Source organism: Paenibacillus sp. FSL H7-0735 (assembly GCF_038008505.1).
Classification (GTDB): domain Bacteria; phylum Bacillota; class Bacilli; order Paenibacillales; family Paenibacillaceae; genus Paenibacillus_AQ; species Paenibacillus_AQ odorifer.
Genome location: NZ_JBBOZH010000001.1, coordinates 1748169 through 1774054, shown reverse-complemented (window position 1 = coordinate 1774054; position 25886 = coordinate 1748169). Strand labels below are relative to the sequence as shown.

The following is a 25886-nucleotide window of genomic DNA, read 5'->3' as shown; positions in this document are numbered from 1 at the left end:
TTATTGGGGAATACGTTTACGAACCCGATATTCACTCGGAAGTAGTCCGGTTAAATCGCGAAAGGTGCGGCTGAAATATTTTTCATCCGTATATCCAGTATGCTCGGCAATCCATTGAATCGTATTGTTCGTATGCACCAGATACTGCTTCGCCTTTTCCATCCGTAATTCACGAACGTAATCCTTGAAAGTACGTCCAATGATATCTTTAAAGCACTGACTAAAATAACTCCGGCTCATATTCATTTCTTTCGCCACCTCGGCAGAGGTCAACGGTTGATCTAATCTCATCCGCACCTTTTTCTCCGCTTTCAGCACACAGTTGACAATCTCCGGGGAGTAATTAGTTTGAAGCGCTGTGTACCGAATCATTGTGCGGGTATCCTCCAGCCAACGCTCAATCTGAAACCAGGAATGAAGTGTCTCATCAAGCTTGATCTTTCCAAACACCGTTCCGGCAAAAGCTCTGTTCCATTCGTTAACAAAAGAATATAATAAACCGATCAGTCGCGTTTGCGGTATACGAAGCATCTTTAATTGTATTAATAGCCGCTGGAACAATACATCATCGTAAAGCCACTCCCCAGACAACAACAGTTCCTTCGGCTCTTCCAGTTGATCTCCTACTCCCCGATTCTGTTCATACAGATCGTCATAATTCTTATTAATGCACACCGACAGAATCGTGTTGTCGGGATTATATTCATAGAATAACTCTTTTTCCGTAAAGCTTCTAACCCATCGCTGAACTTGAGTCAATGTGAATTGTTGCAGATCCGACAATTGAATTAGCACAACGTTCTGCAACAAACGGATACGTTTTGATAGTTCATCAAATAGATCGCGCTCATTTCCATTTAAAGCAAGCACTAACCAGTTGTTTCGATCCACTTCAACCACCTTGATATCAGGGATATATTTCAATTCCTCGGCCCAGTCTTTTAAATCCTTGTGATCAAGAACCACGACGGAATATCCTTGCTCCAATGCCCCATCTTGGTGGACTATTCCTTGACGTGCTTGCCCTTGCATTCTGTCGGCAATTCTTCCGAGCATGTCTTCAAGCTGCTCCTTCTCTAAATCTAGATCGACCTTGGAAATATAATCTATAGCCCCAAGCCGAAGCGCCTCTTGCACATATTCAAAATCCTGATGCACCGTAAGAACGACAACGTGAAGTTCTGAATAACGTTTGCGTAAAACCCGCATTAACTCAATGCCCGACATGACTGGCATGCCTAAGTCAGTCAATACTAAATCAACAGAATGAGACTCTAAAAACTGGAGGGCCTTTTCCCCATTGCTCGCCTCACCAACAACCTTCATATCAAATTCCTGCCATGGCATCATTGAAATTAGTCCTTTACGGACCAATTTGTCATCATCCACAACAAGTACCTTAATCATGTTTATACTCTCTCCTCTTCTAGCGGTAGCGTTAGGAAAATACTAGTTCCTTTGCCTGGTTCGCTTTTAATCTCCAGCTTGGCCAGCTGACCATAACGGGATTCAATCGTCCGTTTAACGTAATTCATTCCGATTCCCATCCCTGACTTCTGTTGCTCTGATGTCTTGTTGGTCAACAGTTTTTGAATATGTTCATCGGACATTCCCACTCCATTGTCATGTACGGCAATCTCTATACCTTGGTTCAGCCTGACAATAACCAGGATGTATCCTTCATCGTCAAGCCCATGGTACAGGGAATTCTCAACGAGCGGTTGAAGGATAAACCGGGGTACCTCTTTTTTTAGCAAGACTTCGTCAACCTGGATACGGACATCGAATTGAAAATCATATCGAATTTGCTGCAGCGTCAAATACTGCTTAATAGCATTAATCTCTTCCTCAATGGTAGAAGGACGGCCTAATTTCCCCAGATTATAATATAATAATTTATTCAAAGCCTGGATGAGGCGGTCAATTTCATGCTGACCGTTCATAACCGCCAGCCAGTGTGCGGTATCTAAGGTATTCATCAAAAAATGGGGGTTGATTTGGTAGAGCAGCTTTTCCACTTCCAGATCAACGCGTTGCTTTTCTTTTTCCTTAACTTCGCCGAACAATTCCCAAATGTTTTTCTTCATATTTTGAAATTGTCGCAGTAAACTGTCGAATTCCGGGATCTTCGTTGACTTAAGAGTCACTTGATGCTCGGCGTGCGTCATCATCTTGATTTCGTTATGGAACAAATTAAGCGGCCTGTAGACCATTTTCCACAAGACCCAGGCCATGATTAATGCCACGCTAAGGAACACTAAAGAGAATAGAGAAATTTGAAGGAACCACCTGTTCTTTTCCCGGTTGAAATCCGCTTCCGCAAAAACTGAAATTGCGCTCCAACCTTGCTTACTCTTTTGTTGGAACCAGTAATAATCGTTGCTATGGCCGGAATTTTTTCCTTTGTCAGATTCAGGGAAAAATGTTCCACTCTTGAACAGACGTGGAACTTCACTGTATATGATCCTCCCCTCCGCATCCAGAAGAATCAAGCGTGAAGAGTTGTTTTGTGCCTCCTCATTATCAAGCATGTTTTTCAATAATTGAAATCCTGATTCAATATAGACATACACATCATCCCGTCCGGGAAAATTCACTTTTCTAAGTACAGACAATACGTATTCATTATCAAGCCGGTTAAAACTTTCGTGCGGCCCGTAGTAAGTAATGCCATAAGATTGGGCAAAAAGAGGCAGTTTGTTGGGAGAAAAACTATACTTTACTGGGAAATTGGTGAAATGATAGGTTTGATCTTTATCAAAATAGTACATTGCAAGGCCGATCTCCGGATTAGTGAAGGTGATCAAATTCAATTTACTTTTGAACTGATGCTGCAATTTCATCCGACGAAACGGTTCCTCCGTTCGCATTAGCTCATCCAGTTCTTTCAGGATGGTGCCTTCGTAAGCAAACTGTTGCGAGATGTGATTAAGGCTACTGAGCGAGTTATCCAAGGATAAGGTCACTTGCTTAAGATTACTTTGGATACCTGTTTCAAGTTTATTTGTTAGAATCGAATTGATCGTATAATATGAGATCAAGCTGATAAAAACAAACGGAATCAACGAACTTATTAAATAAATGAAAAAAATCCTTTTCTTCAAAGTCATCTCAGGAACACCTTGTTTTCTATAGAATCGTAGTCAAGAGATATCAGCGTTTTCAATTCCCTTAGTAGATTGGTATAAAAGCTCTATCACTGAGAAATATACTATCTATGTAAAAGTAACTTATATCTCTGCAATAGATTTAGTGTATTATGACAGACTGGAAACGATACCTTTCCAGATTGTAACATACTAACTATAAGGAGTTGAACTAAGTCAATTAATATTTAGTTATAACTTTCAATTCAACACTTTTGAAAATTAAGGACCTAGATAAGATATTTACTGGCCCTATTGTATTGCTCGTAGACCTTCTTTATCAGTCTCTTATCATCAAGGTTCTTCATTTCTGATCTCTCAATCTTTTCATACCATTCTGTCTCATGTCTTGCATCCAGATCTTCGAGCACTTTTTAGCACTTCTTTCTTCTACTTCACCGCTCGCTCTACCTGTTTTGTCGACATATTTTCTCTTAGTCCTCGCTGGTCACAAGTCCAAACTCTCCAAGTTCCCGATATTCTTCATCTAAGCCTTCAATTGAAGTCCGTCTGTTATTCCAAAACCACTTGTTTTTATTCATCTAGAACCACATAACAGAACAAAAAAGCAACTCCCTTGTTGGCAAGTCGCTTTTAATAAAATCTATAGTGAATCTTTAGTTATTATCTAAAATCCTAGCGCTTCGCCTTATAAAACTCATGATACAACTTCATGAGCGCCCTTTTCTCAATCCTCGACACATAACTCCGCGAGATCCCCAGTTCCTTGGCAATTTCCCGCTGGGTCCGCTCTTCTCCACCTGTATCCAATCCAAACCGCCCCACGACAACTTCTTTTTCCCGGTCATCCAGTATATCAAGATTACGATAAATCTTACTCTTTTCGATCTTCAGATCTACTTCTTTAATGACATCATCAGCTTCGGAGCCAAGGATATCGATAAGTGTAATTTCATTACCTTCTTTGTCCGTCCCAATTGGATCATGCAGGGATACGTCTTTACGCGTTTTCTTCAAGGATCTAAGGTGCATTAGGATTTCATTTTCAATACAACGAGCCGCAAATGTAGCCAGTTTCGTCCCTTTGTTCGGGCGATAGCTCTCGATGGCTTTAATCAGGCCGATGGTGCCGATGGAGATCAGATCCTCCATGTCCTCCCCAGTGTTATCGAATTTCTTCACTATATGGGCAACGAGCCGCAAATTATGCTCAATCAACAAATTGCGGGCCTTGGCATCTCCCTCAGCCATCATCCCTAAGTATCGGCTTTCCTCCTGCTCCGAGAGCGGTTGTGGAAATGCATTATTCCTTACGTATGATACCAGCAGCGTCAGTTCTTTGATCAGCAACGCAATCGTGCTTAAGAATCCAGGCAACTTGGCGACACCTCCCGCACTTGTACAATGAAACCGATCTGTTTGCCTTACGGGTTCATGGTCATCCTTATTGTATGTGGGCGTGCGCCTAGAAGTGCCTGTACGGGGGAAATTGTACAACCACAGAAATTTATTTTTTATACGAGAAATCAGTCATACTCTACTCATTCACTTGTCTTTTAACACGATGTTGTTAGCGGTAATTCTCACTCTCTTTTGATAATAACTTCCGCTTCACTAGACGTAAAAACCTTTATGATGTCCTTATCAAAAGTAACCTTCAAAATAGACTCAGGTGATTGTTCTATAATACCGCCGCAAGAATCTCCGGACCGATCACCGTATACAGCCGAAGCCAGCCAGTGGATTCCAGGTTCAAGGAAAGTCGTCAGTGTAGGCAAAACAGTCCGGGGATGAAGCAGGTTTGTGTTGGCATTAGGCCAAATTAGCTCCGCCTTTTCATAGCCGATCAAACCCTTGACTCCGCTTGTTCCCCATGCTGTAGATACTGCGGCGGTTGTAAGGCCGATCTGCTGTTCCACCCCCGCTTCCTGACCAAGCGCGAAGCCGCCCTCTGCGGCGTCCAACGGTCGTCCGGTCTCGATCCGGTGTATCCGAATATGCCAGGGCAGCCCAGCAACGATCCAGGTCCGAACCTCCACATTAGTCCATGGCTTCCAGACGGAGTGCAGCACATTGTCCACAATTGTTGTCTCCATATTCCGCCGTCTGACCCGATACAAGTTGTCCCCGCTCTCACTCAGAGCGAGCATGGAATCAAATGCCCCTTGAGACAATCCCCATTCGGAGCGGGGCACACTGAATCCGAAGCCTGTTGAGTATACAAATTTCTCATACTTGGCAGACGTGTGGGTATGTTCATTCGTATATAGATGACCGCTGTTGAAGGCAGCCACATGGCCGGAAGCAGGTTCGCGGACAATGACAAGATGCGCAGGCTTCTGGACTATAACTGCAGGAATATCCGGCAGCGGCAGTTCTTCTTCCTTCCAGAATGGATGCTCCGCGCTGAGAGCCAATGGCAGGAATGTCTTTAACGCCCAATAGGGGGAACCGGGAGCATTATAATTCTCCGCCATGACCAAGTTGGGGTAGGTATAACCAATCGTCAGAACGCCTCCGGCATCAAAGATCGGCTGGCTGAACCACCAGCGCAAATTGCGCAGTACTAATCCTTTGACCACACCTACAGGGAATACTTCAACGCCTGCATAGACGAGGGCACCCCAGAAAGCAGACTGGGCAAAACGGTAGCTTAAGCTCCTTCCATAAGGAAGGGCAGATCCGTCCGGAGCGAACCAGCCCAAGAATTCGGTGGCAAAAAGCCGGGCCCGTTCTTTGAACACCTGTGAACGTTCCGGGTCCTCCTGTTCCATCAGCTTCGCGTACAGTAGCGCATAGTAATGGATGGCAAAAGGAACATAATAATCGCTATGCCCGTTAATTCCATCACTGTACCAGCCATCACCCAGATAAAAATCATCCATTCGCTTCAGATTGTTCTCCAGCTGCTCCGCGTCGTAGGGACAGCCGACTCTGCGGAATCCGACATTAACCAGCACGTTGAAGAACAGCCAGTTGCAGTCATAGCAAGGATGGGAATTAATCTGATTCAGCCAACTGTACAATTGCTCCTGTTCCTTCTGGGTAAGTGGTGACCAGATCTGTTCAGGAATGGCGGCTAAGGCGAAACCGAAGACCGCCATCTCTACCAGACGCTGGTCATAATCTTGAACTACACCCCAGTATTCTTCATGGGCAGGATCCGTGCCGTGGCGTATGCCATCCAGCACAGTATCCCAAAGCCCGCTTTCACCGCCTCCCATGAGCAGGGGCACTAAGCCCCACAATACCCGGGAGAAACCTTCCATTTCTGCAGTTGCAGCCGGATAGCTCGCTCCTGTTCCGCCGATTGCCAGCCGTGCACCGCCTCTGCTGTAGAGCGGCCGAAGCGGATCTGTAAGCTGTTCAAGAGCAGAGATCAGATCCTCCCGGGTCTTTAGCGGATTTTTAGCAATAGTCGTAAATGTCTTCTCAGTCTGCATTATGTGCCCCCTATTCCCAGTAGAACGGTCCGGCTTCTTTTAGCCGGGCTAGCGCTTCGACATAGAAGAAATCACCATAGATAAGCGGAACATCTATATTCCGATTCTCAGGATAGTTACTCGTACCATGAAGCAGCAATCCTTCTTCTTCTGCATTGTCCCAAGTTCCATAATTCCTATAAAGGGATTCTGTAATTCTTATAGCCCCGTTCTGATATACATGCGCCTCCGAGTCATCTACTTGGCTAGCTAACAACAGCAAGCCACTCGCTGCACAGGCACCAGCAGAGCTATCCCGAATCTCCCCAACTTCACCGGGAGCACGAAAATCCCAATGTGGAACATGATCTTCGGGCAGACGGGTCAAGAAAAAATGCGCAACCTGCTTGGCTGTATTGAGATAACTCTGCTTGCCCGTATGATGATAGGCCAATGACAGTCCGTAGAGTGCCCAGGCCGCCCCGCGCGACCAAGCCGACTCAGGCGCATAACCTTGCCCGCCAAGCTTCTCAACCACTTCGCCCGATTCCGGGTTGAAGTTGACGATGTGATAAACCGAACCATCCGGCCGGATGAAGTGCTCCAGCACCGTATCCATATGCGCCTCAGCGATATGTCGATAACGTGGATCCCCTGTTACTTCGGAGGCCCAAAAAAGCAGGCTGGTATTCATGCAGCAATCGATAATGGCTACCCCACTGTTATCCTCGCCTTCACTCCATGGATTCCAGGCCCGGATGTAGCTTCCTTTCAGATTGAAGCGGGCCGCCAGATAGTTAGCTGCCTTCAACGCCCGGACTCGTGATGCCTCTCTGCCCGTGAGCTTGTAGTTCGCAACACTGGTCAACAGCCACATAAAGCCTAGGTCATGGTCCAGCTTCACATAACCATCCAGCACCTCGTCAAGCCGTTCCTCACACCGCTCAGCAACCGCTTTCAAATCCTCATCACCACTCTCAGCATAGAGCTGCCAGAGCATTCCCGGCCAAAAGCCGGCCGTCCACCAGTTTGGTGCTTCAAGCACGTATTTACCGCCTTGACTGGCATGGGGGAATTCTGCACCGATTCTCCGGCTGTTCGTTCTAGTCTTCTCCAAGGCTTTGCCCCAAGCCTCGTCTACCCAAGCTTGCTCTACTAATCTACTCATCTAAATCCCGCCTTTATTCGAATTAGCCTCTACCCTCTGATAGAGGACTTTTTATAAGCTCATGCCCATCTTTTATAGAAATTGAAAAGTGAATAGCAGTTTGCCCTCCGCGCCAAGCTGAAGCACATGGAAGTCCAGACTATACCAGAGCTTCTCCATGCCAAAATGATCCCGGTACACATGCACAGTAATCTCCGGCTCAACTTTCAGCGAATCGTATGTCACTTCAACGCCGCGAGCCGTAGTCCCCGGCAGCAGCAAGGTACCCGGATGAAGGAGCTTAGGCTCACGCCAGGTGACAAACCGCTCCGTCCAGCTCGCCGGAATTCCCGCATACCGGTAAGTATCTGTCAGCTCCAGCCGAGGACGTTCCTCTTTATACCAGACGAACGAACGGATTAAGGACTGTAGTCCTGTTACCTGATAAGCCTGTGTCAGATCCAGTGTCAGCTCATCACTCTCCTCCGCCGCCGATGCATGCAGCACTGTGGAGCTGAACTCCCGACCGGCCAGCTGATACTGGTCATCAATGATCGGCAGCGAATGACCCTGCGATCCATTGCAGTCATACTGGTAACGGCCAGCCCCAAAATAATCAGCAGTATACTCTCCGCTCCCAAGATCGGATGCATAGATTTCTCCCCGGCCGCTCAGAATGAAATGTCCCAGATCATTATGGTTATGCGGTTCAGCATTGTGCCCGCCCTTAGTGGCGAATCCGAATGAACCCGCCTCCGACACATGACGCGAGACAAGCCAAGCGGCATCAGGGAGAAAATAGCTGGCGGCTCGCCAAGCTTCGTCCTCCTTGCCTGCCCTGGTCCAGATCAGATTGCGGAATGCCGGTGCAAAGCGGCTGCAATGATCTTCTGTGTAAGGAGCACGCAAAGCGGATGGGGGGCGTTCGACATCCGTACAGACTTCCGCCAGATAATGGGACAATCCCATATGTACTAGCACCTGAGGCACTGAATCAGAGAAATTGGCTACATGACTTCCGTCAATGAAAAATTTTTGTTGGAAGCGCGCGATTTGCGCTACCTTCTTTTGCTTGAACCAGTCCAGTCTGCCTGCGCTTCTGGAACAGAGCAGATCGCTATAATAAGTGAAATAACCAAACCCATAATTCCAGTACCCAAGGCCTTCCAGACAGGCACCGTCCTCACCGAACCCTTCCAGGTAATGCAACATGGCGCGCTCTGTCCTCAGCAGAATATCCACAAGCATGGCCGGGTCCTCCACAGACAGCAAGGCAGCAGCCCCGATTGATCCCGCACAGACCGCTGCCCAATTATGCCGCGCTGTCTCCCAATCATAAGGGCCATTTTCTAGAAATGGACGAAACAGTCTCCGCTCTACTTCATGGTGGATTCGGGATCTCAGAAGCTGCGAAAGTCGTTCCCCGAGCAAAAGTAAAACTTCACTTAAAGTAAATCCGGTCTCGGAAGAAAACAGATCAATATACCGGTTGATATCAGCTGCATTATGATCCGCTGGGAGATGGGCCGGAAGACACCAGGTGTACTCATCGCATATAGCCCAGAGGATGTCCTCCAGCTTCTCCAGTACTTCCGGATGATCCGGCTCCAGCAAAGCCAGAAAAACATAAGTATTCAGCCTTCTTCTCCGTTCAAAATAGACCCGCTCATATTCCAGCCTCGAACCCGTACGCGAATAAATGGAAAATAACGTATACGACAATTCAGGTATAGACTGCCCGTCCAGCCTTACCGCCTCCGCGCGGATCTCGCTGCTATCTGCCTGTAGTACTCCCGATGATAACGCCTGTTTCCAAAAAGCAGCCGCCTCCCCCTTTGGATAATACAAGCTCAGATCGACTGGCTTCATTTTATGCACTATTTCCAAAAGCATCTGTTTATTCATGCCTTTTTTCCTCCTTATAGATCAGTCAGATCCGCGAAGCATCTTATTCTTCACTAATATGGCTGAATACTTTTTATTCCAAGGCATGATCTCTCATAACATCCTCACCGGCTGTAATTTTTAATGTAGTCCATTTCATCTCTTCCCCTGACCAGAAAGGATCAGAAGGGAGCAGCCCCAGCGGGAGGAATACGGAGGCGCATAAATAAAGACTGCCTGTATTGATATAGCTCTCCGCAAGCTCCGGCTGATAACCGTATACCCCCGGACGTAGCCATCCGGACTCATCCAGCGTATCCGGATATTCCATAATTCGCGTAATCACAGCTGTCAAAGCGCAGCGTACCTGTGCAGGGGGCAATGCTTCCTCCAAAAAATGCTGCAGCGCCGCCTGCGACAGCAGTTGAAACGCCCCAAAACGGTAAACGATCGAACGCCCGATAAAGGGATAGGTTCCATCCGGTGCAATGATCCGTTCGAGAACAGTAGCGTATCGCTGTGCCCGTTCCAGAATCAGCGGTTTCAATGCGGAATATTGCTCCGACTCCTGTTCAAAAAGTGCTACCACATCCACCAGCATCGGCTGAATAACAAAGCTGTTGTAATAATCCCAGTGAAAGTCCTTGCCATCCCCGTAAACTCCGTCGCCCTTATACCAATCCATGAACATATGGACCGCATAACCAACGCGCATCCGGTCATATTCAGGATCGCCGAGTATATACAAAGCGGCTTCCACCATTGCACTGAACAGCAGCCAGTTGCTTCCGCTTGGTGCTGTCCGGCGTGTCTGCTTCAACGCTGTTATTAAGTTCCCTTTGACCCGCGCACTCAGCTTGCCGGCAAGCTGCTTTGGCGCACGCACCAGCGCGTGTGCCAGGAATGCCGCATCAACCAGCGGTTGGCCTTCGGTCTTGAATTCCATATAATCAGGTGAATTCGGATCAACAGCGGCATCAATGGCTTCCAGCATTAGCCCTGCATAACGTGCTCTAAGCTGTTCTTCCGCACCCTCAAGTCCCTCTAGTTCAAGCCAAGGGGCCATTCCGCAAGCCAATCTCGCAAAAGCCTCCAAATGGGCAAACTGGCTCCGATCCCTATGAAACTCTGTAGGCAGCTGTTCCTTTAATTTCCGCTCAGCCAAAGCATTCAGCACAGGCCCCCCGATCAGCAGCATTGTATCCAGCCAGTATTTACGCTGTTCCTTCCCATTCATGCACAATTCCACCCTTCCAATTGCGTCTAATCAGCTACAGCTATTTCTCTTGCCTACCGCCTGAATCTTGTTATATTGCGTAATCTTCTACTATAGTTTAGTGTTGTATTATTGCAATGTCTTTGCGAATAATGATGTTTTGTTGCGTATATTGTGATCAATCTGAAAGGGGCAATTCCAATGAAGCATGCCCAGTATTATGAGCCGTTCGATGGAGATATTCTGGCAGGTATCGGAAACTCGCCCATCTCACCTACCAGGGATTTTCACATCCATGATCACTATGAGATTTTCCTGTTCTTGGGCGGCAAGGTGAACGGTTTTGTAGATCAGTTCAGCTATCCCCTGCAGCGGGGCAATGTTCTGTTGTTCAACAATCACGAGATTCATAAAATCATCAATTTATCTCCAGAGCCTTATGAACGGTTGACAATCCATTTCAAAGCTCCACTTGTCTATCCCTTCTGTACCGCATCTACAAATCTGCTCGCTTGTTTCCAGAACCGCCAGCCCGGAGAACATAATCTCGCGCAAATGGATGAACCGCTGATTGCAGAGTATACAACCCTTGCTTCCCGCCTGATTGAGACATTAGAGAATCAGCAGTACGGGAGCGAAGTTCTGGCTCTGACCTACCTGGTTCAGATCCTCGTCCTCATCAATGAGCTGTACAGCCGTACCCGATCCACCGTGCCCAGCATTATTTCCTCACATATTCAATCAGCCATGAGCTATATCGACAACCACTTGCATCTAAATCTGTCACTGGAGCAAATCGCTGGAGAACTGAACGTCGATAAATATTATCTCAGCCATCTGTTCAAACAGCAGACAGGCGGAACCATCTACCGTTACGTCTTGCTCAAAAAAATAGCGTTATCCAAGCAGCTCTTGTCCGCCGGGAACTCCGTATCCGATACCTGCTATCTGTCCGGCTTTAACGATTATGCCAATTTCATCCGTACCTTCAAGAACATCACGGGCATTCCACCTGGGAAATATGGTAAAAGAGCTGAGCTATAAAACTCAAATTCAAGGATTTTTCAAAAAAAGATGCACTCGCAACTGCGGTGAATAGTTGGACTTCCGGCCGCTGTTTTCCTAAGCACTCCCTGCCTCTCCAAATCTATAAAGAACCTGGCAGCCCGCTTAATGCAGCCTGCCAGGTTCTTTGAAATGCTACTTACAAATATCCCAGCAGATTGGAGATAACTTGCGCACCTTCGGCACGGGTCATCGTCTCTTGTGGCGCGAATTGCTTATTGCCGCGTCCCTTGATCAGTCCCGCCTGTTCGGCGATATTTGCTGCGCTCTTCGCCCAGTCATGAATCCGGGAATAATCACTGAACGATCCTACAGCAGGTTCATTGGTCCCGCTTCCCTGCAAATATTCATAAGCACGAACGATCATCACAGCCATTTCCTCGCGGGTAATGCTCTGATCCGGTGCGAACGAATCTGCACTTCGTCCGAGCACGATGCCAGCTCCGCTAACAGCTGCAACGGCTTCGGCATACCAGGCCTTGGAATCCACATCACCAAATGTTGCATGGCTTCCTGCCTTAAGCCCAAGCGCGCGTGCAATCATAGCAGCGAATTGTGCCCTAGTTACATCCCCTTGCGGATTAAATTCCGTACTGGAAATGCCTTCGATAATATGCTTCGCGGCCATGGTCTTAATCACATTAGTGGCCCAGCTGTCACTGCTGACATCCGTGAACAGCTTATCGTATTCCAGGACCGCATACTGGCTGAAATGCCGTATTTCAGCAGTCCACTTACCATTAGTCAACGTTCCGCCCATGAAATCAAGCGCACCATTTGCAGAAATATAGTAGCTGCCTAGCAAGCTTATATTGGCATCCGGATCTACGTTGAACGTAAGTGTCAACGGTTTATCAAAAGCAGTTACCGTTACAGCAGTGCCGTTCGCAGCAACAACCTCCAAGCTGAAGTTGATCACATCACTTGCCGCAGATAAATGTACGGAACCATTAGCAGCCCGATTATTGATTAACTGTTCCACAGCATCTCTGGATACCTTCACTGCTGAGAGCTTAATTCGCGCCCCCTCCGTTTGACCTCCAATAGCTTTTTCTTGAATGCTCTTCAGCACTTCTGGGGTCAGATCGATAGCAACCTTACTCCAAGCCAGACGTAGAGTGTTCTCTCCGATGATTCCTGATAGTCCTGCTGGAAGCAGTATGGATTCTGTAGCTTCAGTAAGCTGAACCGTTATTACTCCTCCAACCGGTGCCGTGAAATCCTTTCGATCAAGAACCTTTTCGGCCTGCGGCAGCGGTGTTGGCGCCGGGGACGGGGTGACTGCTGGCGTTGGTGCTGCCGTCCACACTGGTGCTTCCGTTGGCGCCGGCGGAGATGTTGGTGCTGTTGTTGGCTCCGGTTCCGGCGTTGGTGTTGGTGTTGGTGTTGGTGTTGGTGTTGGTGTTGGTGTTGGTGTCACTACCGGAGGTTGCTCTGCTTCGCCCACTGTCACGGTTCTAGTCACTTCGATAGCCGCGTTGCCCGCCGCATCACTCACATTATAATGATAGGTGTAGATGCCTGCCGCCTTAGTGTCCAGTGCCAGCACATTCTCCTCATTCTTCGTAATCGTTGCTACAATGTGCTCCGTAATGTCGCCGTCACGGTCATCTACCGCTGTGGCTCCGGCATCCGTATAGCTTGCGCCATTTTCCAGTTGAATGGATGGTTCACCAAGCAGTGTAATCACCGGCTTCATTACATCCGGATCAAGTGCAACGACTACTTTTCTTGTCACTTCCGCAGCCGCATTGCCTGCAGTATCGCTGACATTATAATGGAAGGTATAAATATCAGCTTTCGCCGTATCGAGAGCAGTCAAGCCGTATACTTCACTGCTAACTGTTGTAGTTATACGGTCTGTAATATCACCATCCTTGTCATCATAAGCAGTCGCTCCTGCATCTGTATATTCAGAACCGATGTGCAAATTCACTGTCGCATCACCTAACAGAGTAATCAAAGGCTGAACAGTATCCGGCTCCGGCAGCTTGATTGTTCCGCTCGCTGAACTGTCCGCTGTAGCCTCTCCCTTACTCAGTGATACCGTAAAGCTGAAGCTGCCGTTAGTCTCATCGGTTGCTTCTTGGAAGGAAGACAAGGTAATCTCACCGATCGCAACTCCAGTATCATTGAGACCGGGCAGAGCGCGTATCGTCTGCAGCAGCCAAGTCTGGACAGCTTCTTCGCTGTTTGCCGCTTCCTTCTGCACGCTGTATACCGCACCTTCTATGATACTCTTAGCCTCATTTACAGCCTGCTCATTAGCAACACTGGCTTTATCTCTAGCTACAGCCACATAGCTGACCAATGCAGCCTGATTGCCTGAATACGTATTTTTTATTGAGTATTTCACAGTACCGCTCAACGGAAGCGTGAAGTCATAGTTAATCATAGCGCCATTAGGACCTGCGACGAGGCCGGTTCGGACCGGTTTGGTCACTTCTTTCCCTTCAGCGTCAATATAGCTGAGCGTAATATCCATCGTGCGGTTGGTGTTGTTCCACCAGTCCCGATGGAATGACGTAATCGTATATTTGCCTGCGTTCAAAGGGAGCAGGTATACAAGTGGATTATTTTTTGTATCCGAACCATAAACACCTGTCTGACTTTTATCAGAAGGAACTACAGCACCACCAAGCCCCTTGAGGAGGTACTTAGTACTGGTATGCCCCCATACCCCATTGCCTGTCGAAGGCTGATCCGCCTTGTTATTAAGCAAGCTGTCACCTACAAAATCCTTGATTAATGTATACGGCGGCGTGATACCGTCCACCGATACACCAGCATCGAGGAAGTATAAGAGCCCCTCCGGCACCACTTCCACATAACAAGTCGTTTTCAGATTTCCATAAGTGCCGGTTACAGCTACCCGTTCATACGGATTATTGAAGCTGGCCGCATTTACATTCCACTTTACTGATACCAGCAATTTGGATCCGTCTGCCCGAGTGGCTTCCACCTTGTCTGGAAGATTCGGCAGTTTTCCGGCATAAGTAGCCAAATCCTGAGGAGCGACAAGCTCCCGTATATCTCCCGTAGTCAACTGGTTCTGGGCGGAGATCAGGCGTGCTTCAAGCTGAGTAACTCCTTCCTGATCCAATTTGTATAAAATAGGATTATCCAGCGCTTCCTGTGCAGCGCTCTGTGCATCTACGAAGAGCTGCCAGTCTCTGTCCGAATATTCATCCTGTTTGTTCATTTCTTTCGCGGCTGTTACCGCCGCCTGAAGAGCAGCAGTATCTACAGTACCGGTTACTTCCCCGGAAACAACCGCCACCGCATCGACAACCAAGGTGCCGCTTACCACCTTTATTTGCACATGGTGCTGGCCATATTTAAGCCCGCGGAGTGTGTACGTCTGGTACAGCTCCTTGGAAGCTAATGTATCAGCCGATAGAGTAATAACTTTTCCGTCCACCGTTACCTCAAGCTTCGCCGATCCGTTATTCGCTCCTAGAATATCCAGTCCGGTACCTTCAAACGTGTATTCCATTGCAGCGTCTACAGCCTGGCTGGTAGAAAGAGAACGCTGGTAAATGTACATGCCCGCTCCGTTTATATGGCTCCACGACCCGGTATATATCAATTTAGGGTTCGGAGCAGCAGCCAGGTCATACATTTCAAGATTGTCTAGAAGCTCTGAATAATACGGCGTGTAGCCCTCAACCTTCTCCACCTTCAAATTATCGAAGCGGACGTGATAGTAGCCGCTGGCCAGATCTACCCGGCCGGACAATTCAGGAGTAGGATCGGTATAGGAAGCCAGCTTCACCCCATCCAGATAGGCGGTCACTTTATCGCCCGCAACCTGAACGGCAATATTATGCCATGCGTCATATGCGGTATCGAATCCGTCGATCTTCACGCCGCCGGAACCGTTCGCGGCATTTCCGCTCGCAACTGCGCTATTGTTGACCAGCAGCTGCCAGCCGCCGTCGAACCAGAATTTCAGCACATACGGTGTACCGGTTATGGAGTGGGAACTGCCACCTCCTTGATAACGGGCACCTATCGCAGCATAATTGGCTCCGCCCTGAGTATTGTTTGTTTCGAACGAAACATCAACACTGGCCTTGTAGTTCATCCACCGGTTGTCGCCGATGGCCGTTACTGGATCTCCGCTGTTCCATGTGCCGCCAAGCCCCATGGTTCCCGTGTCCAGCTGCTGCCGCAGGACATAATTGTCAGACCCGTCCGGAAGATAGGACTCAAATGCCCCATTGCGGTCATGGGTATAACGCGGGGTAACGCTTTGGGAACCTCCGCGGGATTCAATATAGCTCTGGGTACCCTCATATTGGCCGCCTGCACCAATCTTCACGACAGTTTGCTTAGAATAGTCAAAATCATCAGCATACAGAATGTTGTCCCCAGTACTGTGTCCCGCTCCTGTAGTATCGGTATCCAGTACGGTACGCTCGCCTTCTACAGGCAGCGGTGTATTATATTCTTCTTTGTCCTTGTTCTTCAAAGTAGACACGGTCACGGTCGAATACGGTTTAACCTTAACGGTATACACCCCGCTGCCATCAGCAGTGATATCACCGAGATACTGCATATAATTGCTGTTGAACGCTTCTCCTGCATCAGCAGCACGGGTTTCCCATACTTCCATGGATGGATTACCCGTATAAGCCATATTGACTGTCTGCAGCTTGTAGATTTTGGAATACTCGCTGTCGTTCACGATAACCGTCGAGAAATCTTTTTTATCAGGTGCTGCAAGGGTTATATAGCTAGGGGAACCGTTGCGGCCGCTGACCGGATTGGTGCCTGTCGCACCTGTGGAGCTGGCTTGAGGAACCGCTCGCCAGATCCCAGCAGTATTATCCTCGTTCTCCCAGCCTACATTCGCAAACCAGCTGTAATGCTGCAGAGTAACAAGACCCGCATCATAATGAATCCAGCCTGACCACGGATCGCGCATGCTGACCAATTCCTTGAAGGAATATTGTCCGCCTTCATAGAAGGAGCCAATGGCTGGCTGGTAAATAAAGTGCGTCCGGCGGGAGTTAACGAATCCTTTAATAATCGTGTTACTCATCTCCAGCGGACTGCCGACACCACCAATGCCGGTTCCTGCCACTGTAGGATCTTTCATATTGTTGTTAGGACGGAAAGAGGAATTACTGAAGGTAGACTGCGCCTCACTGTTCCAGACCTCAATATCATATTGTTCTGCGAGTTTTTTGAAATTGCCTGCGCTGTCGTCGTCCGTGTTGTAGTGGTATCCAGCAATCGGTACAGCTTCCCGCAGAGAAGGATCACTCACCATACTGGCACCGAAGCTACCAATCCCGACTTCATCGGAAATCACAGACTTGATCCGGTTGTACAGTTCCCGCTCTTCGGTGCTGTTGAAGCCTTCGCTGTCAGTCTTGACTCTCTCAGCGTACTGTTTGGTCCACGCCAAATCTGGAGCGTGCTCGTTGATATAAGGATTAACGTAATCGGCCATATAACCGTATTCACGATAAGCGGCCAGAATGGTTTTTTTGTACCAGGTATAGATTTTGTCGTTGTTATTCGCCCAGGCCGGAGCACTCCATCTCAGGATGCTCACCTTAAGATCAGGGTTCACTGCCTTGGCATCTGCGGCAAGCTGGAAGCCGGGATGCCGGGTAACATTTGCCTCTTCATCGGCCGTACGCATAGTCGCCGGGTCAGGTCCGGTGGAGTTATTGCGGTCATTGCCCATCTCGATTTTCACATGCGTCATGAGCGGATGTTCTCCACCAAATAAGATCTGAAGCATTTCTGCATAAGCCTCTGGATGCTCTGACTTATAATCCAGCAAAAGCGCACTGGTGCTGTTAGCGCTTAGTACGCCAAATCCCTTGAACGTAAGGCCGTTGACATTGTCAGCTTGGATATCGTTGCCGTCAAGCAGAAGCTTGACCATAGAAGCTGCGCTCTGTGTAGCTTCTTCGATCTGTTTCTTGATTCCGCCCTTGGCAACGGCGAACCAGCTCAAAATAGGTTTTTCGTCAGCAACATAGGCGTAAGTCAACGTCATTGGACTACTAACGTCAATGTCTCCAGGAATGGTGAATTCGCCTGAAATTAGCTTAGTCACATTAGTGTTGAACTGGTCAAACAAGATGTTCTTGGTTGCCCCGCTAGCATCCTTATACTCGATCTGAGGACGTATTACACGGGAGCGGCTGCCATACCAATCATGGAAACCGCTGCTGAGCGTATAGGTTCCAGCTTCAAGCGCTTTTAATTTATACACGATATGATTGCTGGCAGGGTCGGCACGAAGTCCGACAGTCCATAGGGACGGATCAGTAGCTGGATCGGTAAGTCCCCCGTCTTTGGAATTCTTAACCTTGTTTACGGAATCATCAAATCCCCAGTCCGCCGTACCGCTGGTATACTTCTGGTCGGGGGACTGGTTGAGCAAATCGCTGCCGCTCAGCGTGCGAATCGCTTCGTACAGCGGCGAGGAAGTAGGCCCGTTGCCTACGGAATCGCCCCCTCTGCCGCTATCCACAAAGTAAACCAACGGATTACTTGCGGGCGGAATAACTTCCACACTGGCAACGACCGGCCCCCCGTTCGCTGTACCGCTGACGGTCACGGCATCGTATGGCACGGCAAAGGTATCTGCACCAATATTCCAGTTCACTGCTGTGCTCTGGCCTCCGATATCAATGCTGGATGGCAGAGTAGTATCTGCAATTGTTGTCGCCCCCATATGGGCGGCAGCGTAGATAGAATTTACGGTAGCAGCAGAGGCTGCAGACAGAGTGAATGCCGGAAACATCCCAACTACGAGCGCAGTAGTCATCGTTATTGAGAAAAACCTTTTACGAAAGTGCCTTCTGTTCATTCTCTTCTCCTCCTTTGATTGTAAATCAATAAAAGAAAGCGTATTCATTTCGTTGTTAAACGAATAATCACTAGATTTATACAGACCCCTTTGACTTATAAAAAACCTGGCAGCCTATAAAAAATGCAACTGCCAGGTGAAATACGGTTCTAGCCCTTAATGCCCGATGCTGCAACACCTTGTACAAAGTACTTTTGCAGAGCCAGAAAAACAATTACAACCGGAATAATGGAAACCACACTTGCGGCCATAATCAGGCCATATTCGGCGGAATATTGCGAGATGAACATTCTTAGTCCAATTTGGATGGTCTTGAGTTTCGTATCCGTCAGATAAATCATTGGCCCCAGGAAGTCATTCCAGGTGGCGACAAAGGTGAAGATCGTCAATGTAGACAATGCTGGCTTGGACAACGGCAGCATGATTCGCGCCCAAATTCCATATTCGCTCAAGCCGTCAATACGGGCAGCCTCGCATAATTCATCCGGAACACCTTGATAGAACTGGCGCATCAGAAATACTCCAAATGCCGAGAATGCCTGCAGCAGTATGATTGCCAAATGCGTGTTGTTAAGCCCCATGTAACGCATCAGGATAAATTGCGGCACCATGTAAGCCTGCCAAGGGATCGCAATTGTTGCAATATATCCAAGGAATAGAATGTTTTTTCCCCGGAAATGCAGTTTGGAAAACGCATACGCAGCAAAGCTGGAAGTCAGTAGTTGTAGAATCGTTACGATAATCGATAATTTCGCCGTATTGTAAATAAAACGGCCCAGCGGAATGCGTGTCCAGATATCCGCGAAATTCTCCCAGCGCGGATTCTGTGGAATCCACTGCATTGGGAAGGAAAACACATCTTTGTTCATCTTGAGTGAAGAAGACAACATCCATATATACGGAACCAGCATCGCCAGTACTGTCGCAAACAACAAAATATACACAAGAACCATAAGGCTGATTCTAAGTCCTTTACTTTTACCAACCATATCTTTTGAATCCTCCTATTGTCCGTATTTCTTCTCGCCGCGGAACTGGACGATGGTGATGCCAAGTACCAGCAGAAACAATACAATGGCCATGGCGCTGGCATATCCGTAATCAAGCGAGCGGAACGCCGTATTGTAGATTTGATACACCATAACCCTTGTAGAATCATTCAACTGGTTATCGGCGCCGGCAAATAGGTTGATAAAGATATCGTAGACTTTGAACGAATTGATGACTAGAATCATCAGAACAAAGAAAGAGGTAGGCGCCAGTTGAGGGACCGTCACATTGCGGAATCTTCTCCACGCGCCCGCACCATCAAGTTCAGCAGCCTCATACAATTCAGGGTTGATGCCCTGCAGACCTGCCAAGTAAATAACCATGTAATAACCCATGTTTTTCCACACTGTGAACAGTATTACTGTGAACATCGCCCAGTGTTTATCCGCCGCCCAGCGGGGAAGATCCTCCAGCGGGATACCGGTAAGGGTATGCAGGATATTGTTGATCGGACCCATCGTAGGACTGAAGATAAAGTTCCATACGGCAGCAACGGCTACCAGGGATGCTACATAAGGGAAAAAGAATACGGTTCTCATGAAATTGCGGGCCATTATCTTCTGATTAAGCAGAATCGCCAGCGCCAGCGCGACAATCATGGTGAACGGTACTACGCCAATAGTGTAAACAATGGTATTCCATAATGCTTTGTGAAATGTTGTATCTCTGATCAGCCGGGTGAAATTGTCCAGCCCGATAAACTTCATTGGATTGGCCCCGTCCCATTTCACAAAAGCAAGGATAAAGGCAAAAAACATAGGTACCAGCGTAAACAGGGCAAATCCGATAAAGTTCGGCGCAATGAAGCTGTAAGCTACCAGGTTTTCCCGGACACCTTTTGACAAATGACGTTTAGGGATCTTTTTTGTACCCAATATGGTTTCGTTCTGCATTCTTTCTCCTCCAAACCTTCTAAAACTTCCCCACAAATCTATACGCTTTAATATAAAAGGCGGGCTTTCACCCGCCCTTAGAACCGGCTCTCTTAAGGTTAATTATTCAAGAGCTGCTGTACGCGAGCATTCATATCATCCAAACCTTCGTCAATCGAAGCATTTTTAGTCATAATATTGTCATGCGCTTCATTCAAAATAACTTCGATGTCCGCGCTCTTTTCATGCATAGGCATTTCCAGATAAGTCTTAACAGTAGTCAGTGCCGCTTTGCTGTTCTCATCCGCAGGGAAGCCCTCGATGGAAGTAATGGAATTGATAACTTCATCATTCTTAATCGCTGGAATGGTTCCGGTGGAAGCAATAACTTTAGCGCCTTCTTCACCAGTCACGAATTTCATGAAATCAAGTGCTGCTTCTTTATGTTTGGATTTCTGATTTACAGCCAGAGAAGTAATTGTACCCAGGGTTGTACCGGCTTCCACACCATCCGGATGAGGGTATTTCGCAATGCCCCAGTTAGCCGATTGGGACTCGCCGCTCTTCACTTTCTCAATCTGTGTAGCGATAAACCAGCTGCCCATGTTCATAGTAGCAACGGAATTATTGTAGAATACGCCAGAATAGTGCGTGCTTGAAGTCTTCAGTGTGGCGTAATCCATTACGATGCCGTCTTCCTGTTCTTTCAGGATCCGCTCATAGGTTGGCTTCAAGAAATCGTAGTTTCCGTCAACAACAGTGTTCTTGCCGTCCAGAATACCGAACAGTTGAACCGCACTACGCCAAGTATGGTAGTGAGCTCCGTACACTTTTTCAGAACCGCTGCCGGAAGTCATTTTTCTGGCCAACTCATCATATTGCTCGAATGTCATATCATTGCTTGGATATTCCACTCCTGCTTTGTCGAACAAATCTTTATTGTAGTAGAGAATCCAGAAATCGCTGCGGAAAGGAAGCGCATACACCTCATCGTTCACTTCGATTTGTTCTACAGTACCTCCATATACCGAAGGATCAATAGCGTTGCCACTCATAAAGCTTTTAAGCGGCTCTAGGTGATTCTGTTTCACAAGGTTCGAGTAGCCCGGAATATCTTTAATTGTAAGTACGTCCAGATCTGCGCCACCGGACAGTTGTGTGCTTAACATGGTCATATAGTCCGTCGACCCCAGATCGACATATTCGATCGTTACATTCGGATGCTCAGCTTTATAGGCATCGATTAGCGGCTTGTAGTAAGCGGTAGCTTCCCAATCCCACAAGGCCCATTTCAAAGTCACAGGCTCCTGGCTCGGTTCAGCGGAAGCGTTTGCAGAATTCCCCGTTGCTGGAGCTGTCGTTGCAGCAGCACCTTCGTTGTTGTTATTACCAGAACATCCAGCCAGCAGACTCATGGAGAATACTGTGGCGAGGGTTATGCCATAGAATCTTTTCAGTTTCATTTAAATATCCCCTTTTCTTCTGATTGTGTAACTACGATCGGCTCTTCTGAGCTTAGTTCAAAGTTTATAGCTTTTTCCGCAAGAATGGCATGCATTATCAAACAAAGTTCATTCACTTTTCTGTGTTCTTCTTCCCTGCTCCGGTTCAAACCTGTAATTTTCTATCTAAAACATGTAAAATATTCAGCTTATGTACCTCCCCCTGTATCGGAACGCAGGAATATGCTATGGTATATGAAAACGCTTTATATGTTTTCACATTTTGTAGAGGAGTGTTAAATACGGTAAGAAAATCCACCATTAAAAGTCGCATTATTCTGCTCATGGCCGTATTCGCACTGCTGATAGCGTCGCTGCTGTCTTTTTTTAGCTATGAATTAATTACTTATTATCAGCGTAAAACAACCATCCAGGCGACCGAGTTCAATCTGCAGCTGGTATCCCATATTATTGAACAGGATTTGATTGATCTGTCATCGCTGGCGATGACCTGCAGCACTAACTCTTCTACTAATACCCTGATCACAGACTACTTCAGCTCACCTAAGGCTAGCTCTAAGGAAGCAGTTAATGTATTCAACTCGATGCAGCAGGACTTCCTGAACAACCGCTCCAACAGCTATGCCCGCCGTCTGATTGTTACGGATAGCAACGGAAAGTTTCTGCAGGTGGATAAAACCGGCACCTCTGTTCCGCTTACCATACACAATATCGGTCAAATTACCGGCCTTAGCAACGATGCCGAGGAGAAATGGGACCGGGTGATCAAGGACCCGCTCTCCAACACGAACGGAATTCCTTTTGTTTTTCCTATTTACGGCAAAGGAGCTTCCCGCGTTGGAACAGTGTACCTGTTAGCGAATACCACTGTTATTACCGACAAGCTGAAAGGGTACTCCCTGCCGAAGAATTCCCGGCTGCTGCTGACGCTCGGCAATCATCATTATCAGCTCATCGGCGATCAGGTCATCGCCATTGCAGAGCCGTATGAACCGGTGGCCTATACCAATGATAAACCTGTCGGTCCGCAAACCGAGCTGTCCATGGTCAAGCTGGCGGACGAGAAAGAGAGCCATATCGTGGTATCTTATCCCGTACGCAGCGGAGTCATTCTGTCACAGACTTTATCCAATGACCTGTTCGCTCCCAAGACAAATATATGGATTCTGGTTATGCTCGGCGTCTGTCTCCTGGTTATTGTCTTAAGCGCTATCATTACGCTGTATCTGACCCGTACCATCAGTCTTCCGGTGGAAAAACTGAAGAAGCGGATTGATAAGATCGCCCAGGGCAATTTCCTGCTGGACCGCAATATCGAATGGAACAGCGAGCTTGGCGATGTCGGACGGGGTATTAACCGCCTGTCCCAAGATATCGTAGCGCTTATGGACAGCCGGCTCGCTGACGAGAAACAGAAACAGGAGCTGGAATACCGGATGCTGCAGAGTCAGATCAATCCCCATTTCCTGTACAACACACTGAATTCGATCAAATGGATGGCTACAATTCAGAATGCTACCGGCATCGCAGAAATGACCACTTCACTATCTAGACTGCTGCGCAGCATCGCCAAAGACAACCGTAGACTGATGCCGCTGAAGGATGAGCTGAGCCTGCTGGATGATTATTTTCTGATTCAGAAATACCGCTATGGCAGTACGGTCTCTATGGTAAAGGAGATTGACAACGAGGAACTGCTAACCGGCCTAATTCCACGATTCACGCTCCAGCCCCTGGTCGAGAACGCCATCTTCCATGGCATTGAGCCCAAAGGCAGAGGAGAAATTCTCATTAAGGTGGCCAAAAGTGGATTCGCCGATATTCTAGTTACGATTGAAGACAACGGTGTAGGGATGAAGGAAGAAGAAATCTCCACGATTCTGTCGAATCCAGGTGACGGAAGCAAAGAAATGCCCGAGAATATTGGACTCCGCAGCGTAAATGAACGTTTGCGCCTGGCATTTGGGGATAATTACGGTCTTTCGATTGAGAGTGAGTCGGGCCAATATACCCGGATGAAGATTCTTCTGCCGTTCCTGCAAAAGGAATAGAGTAGCATACCAAGCAAGGATGTGATGGAATTGATCAAGTTGTTAATCGCTGATGACGAGGCGCTGGTCTGTATCGGCTTGCAGTCCATGCTGAAGTGGGAGCAATATAATATAGAAATTGTCGGCATTGCACACAACGGGGCTCAAGAGGAAGAAATGATTGACACCCTTCGTCCTGACATTGTAATCAGCGATATAAAAATGCCAATTAAAAGCGGCTTAGAAGTTGCCAATGCGGTACGCAAAAAACACGGCCGGCTTCCGCTGTTTATCATCTTAACAAGCTACGAGGAATTCGAATACGCACGTGGAGCGATTGAAGTGCAAGCCACAGATTATCTAGTGAAGCTAGAACTGACACCAGAGGCACTTGATGCCTCCATTCGGAAAGCAATTTCCCAATTGGAGGCTTTTCAAACCCTAGACAGCTATCCCATGCTTGCTCATAGAGGCAATCTACAAGCCCAACGCGATAAATTTTTCATCCGCCTGTTCAATAACTTATTCGCAAATAAAAACCAGTACCTTCTGCAGAGAGATGATTTAAACCTTGAGCTCAAGGAACCTGCTTATCTAGTCTGCACTTGCCGTATTTTGGGACCAGACAGTGTCCCGCCCCGCGGCGATAAAATGGTTGCTCTGTGCTCAAGTACCGTCCAAATGGCCAAAGATACGCTTACTTCCATAAGACCTTGTTATGTGACCAGTCTGGACTTGCGCAATTTTGCTGTAACCCTGCCCGTCAACGGGACGGATTCACGGCAATGGATGCCTGAGATTGAAATGCTATTGACCCATATGGCCTCCATACTCCATAACTACTTCAATGTAAGGATCATCGGCGCGATCGGCTTTGCGGTCGAGGATCCTTATTTGCTGCGGGAAAGCTACCTCGCTGCGCGAAAAGCGCTTCCTGCTGCGGTTAAAGCACAGTCGTTTGTGTTTTTTGCCGAAGGAGAGTCGCTGGAGCAGGATCATCTGTTGTTTGATTTCTCCGAATTGCGTACAGAGATCCGCCGTGCTTTTGAAGAAATGGATACCCAAGCTTTATACGCCATTATCTCCAAAATGATCGAAATCTTCGACGGCCGGGCCGACCTGCTGGTTCCCGCCACTGATGCCGCCTGCAACATTCTGTATATGGCCACTTCACTACTTGCAGACGGTGAGAATATTGTGGAGCAAATTTTCGAAAATGAACCGGAGGGCTACCGGGCTATCTACCAGATGCATACGATTGAAGAGATCGCCGGCTGGCTGATCCAGTTCCGGGACGGTTGCTCGGACATCCTCTCTACCCGCAGACAAAGCTACAAGGAGCAGCTCGTCAAAAATGTCCAAGAGTATATTAAACGAAATCTCGGAACTAAGCTCTCACTCAATCAAGTGGCAGATGTCTTCAATTTCAGTCCCAACTATCTGAGCCACCTTTTCTCCAAGGTTGCCAAGGTCAACTATGTGGAATATATCACGGAGATCAAAATCACGACAGCCAAAGAAATGATGGCACGCGGGGAAGGTCGCATCTACGAAATCTCACAGAAGCTGGGATATGAGAGTGCCTTCTATTTCAGCAAGGTCTTCAAAAAGGTAACCGGAATTTCCCCCAGAGAATACATGCAGCAACTTAAAGCAGATTCACCGCCTGACCGAAGCCTCGGAGTAAACAACCGTTCTTGAGATCAAGAGATTATTAAGAATAACCCCACTTCGCAAAAATAAAGCCAATAAATCTGCAAGGAGCAGGCTCTGTTCCTTGCAGATTTATTGG

Annotated in this window: 14 protein-coding genes; 3 read left to right on the top strand and 11 right to left on the bottom strand. The window is 47.7% G+C overall.

All coding sequences use genetic code 11. From position 1 onward, the window contains the following. The 7 genes from NSS82_RS08090 to NSS82_RS08060 form a co-directional block, all read right to left on the bottom strand. Positions 1–1407, bottom strand: a complete 1407-nt coding sequence (locus tag NSS82_RS08090; RefSeq protein ID WP_076273970.1) for a response regulator transcription factor — start codon at positions 1405–1407, stop codon at positions 1–3. Positions 1408–1409: 2 nt separating this feature from the next. Then, a complete protein-coding gene (locus tag NSS82_RS08085; protein WP_042125229.1) occupies positions 1410–3110 on the bottom strand; it encodes a sensor histidine kinase in 1701 nt (566 codons plus the stop codon). Between the two features lie 672 nt (positions 3111–3782). Further along, a complete protein-coding gene (sigK, locus tag NSS82_RS08080; protein ID WP_036675850.1) occupies positions 3783–4484 on the bottom strand; it encodes an RNA polymerase sporulation sigma factor SigK in 702 nt (233 codons plus the stop codon). A gap of 206 nt (positions 4485–4690) precedes the next feature. Continuing rightward, the gene (locus NSS82_RS08075; RefSeq protein ID WP_038569286.1) at positions 4691–6550 is read right to left on the bottom strand and encodes a DUF2264 domain-containing protein; all 1860 of its coding nucleotides are present in this window, start codon (positions 6548–6550) and stop codon (positions 4691–4693) included. Between the two features lie 10 nt (positions 6551–6560). Next, positions 6561–7697 carry a glycoside hydrolase family 88 protein gene (locus NSS82_RS08070; protein WP_076273971.1) on the bottom strand — a complete coding sequence of 379 codons (1137 nt, stop codon included), beginning with the start codon at positions 7695–7697 and terminating at the stop codon, positions 6561–6563. 72 nt (positions 7698–7769) lie between these two features. Continuing rightward, entirely contained in the window at positions 7770–9581 is a 1812-nt protein-coding gene (locus tag NSS82_RS08065) for a heparinase II/III family protein (protein WP_076273972.1), read from the bottom strand. Positions 9582–9654: 73 nt separating this feature from the next. Next, entirely contained in the window at positions 9655–10797 is a 1143-nt protein-coding gene (locus NSS82_RS08060) for a DUF2264 domain-containing protein (protein ID WP_076273973.1), read from the bottom strand. Positions 10798–10950: 153 nt separating this feature from the next. On the opposite strand from NSS82_RS08060, the gene NSS82_RS08055 reads away from it, so the two are divergent. Continuing rightward, on the top strand, positions 10951–11820 hold the full coding sequence (locus NSS82_RS08055) for a helix-turn-helix domain-containing protein (protein ID WP_141118462.1): 870 nt from the start codon (positions 10951–10953) through the stop codon (positions 11818–11820). 160 nt (positions 11821–11980) lie between these two features. Here the strand turns inward: NSS82_RS08055 and NSS82_RS08050 are convergent, their stop codons facing one another. From NSS82_RS08050 to NSS82_RS08035, 4 genes are all read right to left on the bottom strand, one after another. Next, entirely contained in the window at positions 11981–18679 is a 6699-nt protein-coding gene (locus NSS82_RS08050) for an S-layer homology domain-containing protein (RefSeq protein WP_081386782.1), read from the bottom strand. Between the two features lie 149 nt (positions 18680–18828). After that, complete coding sequence (locus tag NSS82_RS08045; RefSeq protein ID WP_080742424.1) at positions 18829–19668, bottom strand: carbohydrate ABC transporter permease; 840 nt, start codon at positions 19666–19668, stop codon at positions 18829–18831. Between the two features lie 15 nt (positions 19669–19683). Next, positions 19684–20622 carry a carbohydrate ABC transporter permease gene (locus NSS82_RS08040; protein WP_036675858.1) on the bottom strand — a complete coding sequence of 313 codons (939 nt, stop codon included), beginning with the start codon at positions 20620–20622 and terminating at the stop codon, positions 19684–19686. Positions 20623–20720: 98 nt separating this feature from the next. Next, complete coding sequence (locus NSS82_RS08035) at positions 20721–22064, bottom strand: ABC transporter substrate-binding protein (protein WP_038569278.1); 1344 nt, start codon at positions 22062–22064, stop codon at positions 20721–20723. A gap of 323 nt (positions 22065–22387) precedes the next feature. Here NSS82_RS08035 and NSS82_RS08030 point away from each other — a divergent pair, with 323 nt between their 5' ends. Both NSS82_RS08030 and NSS82_RS08025 read left to right on the top strand, forming a co-directional pair. After that, positions 22388–24115 carry a sensor histidine kinase gene (locus NSS82_RS08030; protein ID WP_244886431.1) on the top strand — a complete coding sequence of 576 codons (1728 nt, stop codon included), beginning with the start codon at positions 22388–22390 and terminating at the stop codon, positions 24113–24115. A 30-nt stretch (positions 24116–24145) separates the two neighbouring features. Next, a complete protein-coding gene (locus tag NSS82_RS08025; protein WP_052096847.1) occupies positions 24146–25795 on the top strand; it encodes a helix-turn-helix domain-containing protein in 1650 nt (549 codons plus the stop codon). Positions 25796–25886 lie beyond the last annotated feature (91 nt).

Excerpts from the sequence above, each read along its gene's own strand:
- NSS82_RS08090 (WP_076273970.1), bottom strand. The coding sequence starts at position 1,407 with ATGATTAAGGTACTTGTTGTGGATGATGACAAATTGGTCCGTAAAGGA.
- NSS82_RS08085 (WP_042125229.1), bottom strand. The coding sequence starts at position 3,110 with ATGACTTTGAAGAAAAGGATTTTTTTCATTTATTTAATAAGTTCGTTG.
- NSS82_RS08075 (WP_038569286.1), bottom strand. The coding sequence starts at position 6,550 with ATGCAGACTGAGAAGACATTTACGACTATTGCTAAAAATCCGCTAAAG.
- NSS82_RS08070 (WP_076273971.1), bottom strand. The coding sequence starts at position 7,697 with ATGAGTAGATTAGTAGAGCAAGCTTGGGTAGACGAGGCTTGGGGCAAA.
- NSS82_RS08065 (WP_076273972.1), bottom strand. The coding sequence starts at position 9,581 with ATGAATAAACAGATGCTTTTGGAAATAGTGCATAAAATGAAGCCAGTC.
- NSS82_RS08060 (WP_076273973.1), bottom strand. The coding sequence starts at position 10,797 with ATGAATGGGAAGGAACAGCGTAAATACTGGCTGGATACAATGCTGCTG.
- NSS82_RS08050 (WP_081386782.1), bottom strand. The coding sequence starts at position 18,679 with ATGAACAGAAGGCACTTTCGTAAAAGGTTTTTCTCAATAACGATGACT.
- NSS82_RS08045 (WP_080742424.1), bottom strand. The coding sequence starts at position 19,668 with ATGGTTGGTAAAAGTAAAGGACTTAGAATCAGCCTTATGGTTCTTGTG.
- NSS82_RS08040 (WP_036675858.1), bottom strand. The coding sequence starts at position 20,622 with ATGCAGAACGAAACCATATTGGGTACAAAAAAGATCCCTAAACGTCAT.
- NSS82_RS08035 (WP_038569278.1), bottom strand. The coding sequence starts at position 22,064 with ATGAAACTGAAAAGATTCTATGGCATAACCCTCGCCACAGTATTCTCC.
- NSS82_RS08030 (WP_244886431.1), top strand. The coding sequence starts at position 22,388 with ATGGCCGTATTCGCACTGCTGATAGCGTCGCTGCTGTCTTTTTTTAGC.